General features: G+C 30.0%; 3 protein-coding genes. All 3 read right to left on the bottom strand.

Annotation, left to right across the window (positions count from 1 at the left end):
• Positions 1-870 carry a universal stress protein gene (locus ACVC2P_RS00245; protein ID WP_452596481.1) on the bottom strand — a complete coding sequence of 290 codons (870 nt, stop codon included), beginning with the start codon at positions 868-870 and terminating at the stop codon, positions 1-3.
• A 266-nt stretch (positions 871-1,136) separates the two neighbouring features.
• Positions 1,137-2,279, bottom strand: a complete 1,143-nt coding sequence (locus ACVC2P_RS00240; RefSeq protein WP_452596480.1) for a helix-turn-helix domain-containing protein — start codon at positions 2,277-2,279, stop codon at positions 1,137-1,139.
• Between the two features lie 7 nt (positions 2,280-2,286).
• On the bottom strand, positions 2,287-2,630 hold a 344-nt coding region (locus tag ACVC2P_RS00235), incomplete at its 5' end, for a JAB domain-containing protein (RefSeq protein WP_452596479.1).

Genomic DNA, 2,630 nt, shown 5'->3' with positions numbered 1-2,630 from the left:
TTATCTAATCTTAAATGTAATCACAGGTGTATTTGCATGATTAACAATATCCTCACTCAAACTATTATTTATAAAATGTGCTAATCCTCTTCGTCCGTGAGTAGGTACACCAATTAAATCTGCATTTATTTTTTTGCTAAAATTTAAGATGCCCTGTTCTACAGTAATGTCATCATATATATTAGTTGTGAGATTGTTAAATTCTAAAGTTGATGCACCGATAAATGTTTGCATCTTATCATCTATTTGTCTCGTAGTTAAAAAATGGCTACCAGGTGTGTTTATATAAACCACGTGTAATTTTGCATTAAAAGTACTAGCAAGATTATAAGCATCTACTAATGATTCAATGTTTTCAGTATCCAAATTACTTGCAAAAACAAAATCATTAACTTTAAAATCAGTACTATTCTCTTTAATAACTAATACTGGAATATCAGAAGTGCGAACCACTTTCTCTGTATGAGAACCTACAAAAGCTTCTTTTAAACCAGAACTGCCGTGCGAACCCATAACAATTAAATCTGCATCGTGCTTGTGTGCAGAATCTATAATACCTTTAAAATTTAAGTGATTTTGAATGGCTTCTTCATAATCAACACCCTCTAAAAAACCTAATGCTTTTGTTTCATCAAAACGTTTATGAGCTAATTTCATATAAAAAATAGCCTCTGGAATATCATTTTGATGATTGTTGTGTGTTGTATGTACATCATTTGTTAATTGTGCTTCTGGTAATATGTGTTCAGGAATTTCTAACATATGTAACAGCATCAACTTTGCATTGTTCTTTTTTGCTAATTGAGTAGCAACTTGTAAAGCGTGATTTGCTGTTTCAGAAAAATCTGTAGGAACTATAATTGTCTTCATTTTTTTTGATTTTTTTTAATTATATTTTATAATGGATTTTTTTTAAAGAAAAAAACCTCCTTATGTAAAAAACCTCTAGTACGAGTTACTATTAATTAATTTCATTTTTTGGAGGCTTTTCAACTAACCAACCCTTAAGAAAAACAAAACAACACTTGTACTTGTATTTCTATACAAATTTCAGAAAGAATTATAAAGAGACCAATATTTTGACTCTCACAGAAGTTCACTATTCAGATATGTGAACTAAGTATGTATAAAATAAATTATGAATTTTTATATTTAGCTGGAGTGGTACCTACAATTTTTTTGAAAGCAGAGTAGAAAGAAGTTTTAGAACGAAATCCAACTTCAAATCCAATACCTTCAACCGATAGGTTTTTAGTACTATCACTTTTAAGTAGTTTTTTAGCTTTTTCAATTCTATAAGAATTTATGAAACGATTGAAATTAACATTCAGTTTCGAATTTAAAGAATGAGAAATTCTTTTAGGGTGAATATTAACAGCTTCTGCAACATCAATGATGGTGAGTTTATCATTAATATAACATTCAGAACTTAACATATATTCAGTAACAGTTTCAAGAATTTCACTCACTTCTTCAACCGTTAATGAGTTATTATTTGAATTGGAAGTTATGTTAAGTTGTTCTTTGTGTTGGTTTTTATAAGGGATGTTTACTTCTTCTTCTCTTGTTACATCAGGCGAGGCCCAAATAAGGGCAATAACATTCTGTTGGGCAATACCTTTGAAAGAAACCCAATAAATTAAAATTACATTTAGTATAGATACAAAGACATATAAAGCCAAATTGTCTATAAAATAACTTGATAATAATAAAAGGTGAAAAATGATGCTAATATAAATAAACCATCTTGACCATTCCAGCGTTTTACGATTTGTTGTGCTATACTGCTCTGCTACTTCTTTACCATGTGAACAAATCCATTTCAAAATTAGAAAGCAAATGTAGCACGTATAGAGTAACCCCATAACAAAATAGAAGGTCGCATAAGGTGAATCCTTCAATTGAAGCTTAGTCGTTACAGGTAAAACGAAAATTATGAAAGTAGCAAAAATTTCTATTAACCCGGGAATAAGTGTCCAATAACTACTTTTTTCATTTTTTAGAATTGATATTTTTTGAATATAAATATAGAAAAGTGGATATGCTAAAAAATGAAAGTTTACAGGAAAGAGCTCCCATTTAGGATATTGTTTAAGAACTTCTAAATCTTCCAGAATATTTGGAATAGGTTCTAAAGCAAAAAGCAATATAAATAATCCTAAAAAAAGTGTAGGCTTATTGCTTTTAGAATGCAAGAAAAGAAGCATTAAGCCAAATAATACCCCTTGAATAACTCCTAATGTATCTATTAAGCTTACAAAATTATATGAAAATTCCATTTTTTAGTTAGTACTCAGTTTTTAGGTTAAGTACTTCCAAAGATAATTTTATCAAGTCAGAGTACAAAAAAAATGTTAAACTCTGTTCTAGTACGAATGTGGAATAGCTTTCAATTATACCATCATCGGCAAAAGAATAATAGCCATCTTCGGTTAAAATAGTATGGTCTAAAACAGCAATATCAAGATATTGCCCTGCTATGACAAGTTTTTCAGTTAGATTTCTATCCGCTAGACTTGATCTTAATTGATTTGAGGGATGATTATGGCCGAGAATAATCCCGCGCGCGCGTGCTTTTAAGGCCGTTGCAAAAACAAGTTTTGGATCAACGAATGTACCTGTTGTTACGC

Source organism: Pontimicrobium sp. MEBiC01747 (assembly GCF_053601635.1).
The sequence above is the reverse complement of the archived record's forward strand: the minus strand, read 5'-3'. Positions and strand labels throughout refer to the sequence as shown.

Bases quoted from the DNA above. Each gene is read 5' to 3' on its own strand.
- ACVC2P_RS00245 (WP_452596481.1), bottom strand. From the start codon at position 870: ATGAAGACAATTATAGTTCCTACAGATTTTTCTGAAACAGCAAATCAC.
- ACVC2P_RS00240 (WP_452596480.1), bottom strand. From the start codon at position 2,279: ATGGAATTTTCATATAATTTTGTAAGCTTAATAGATACATTAGGAGTT.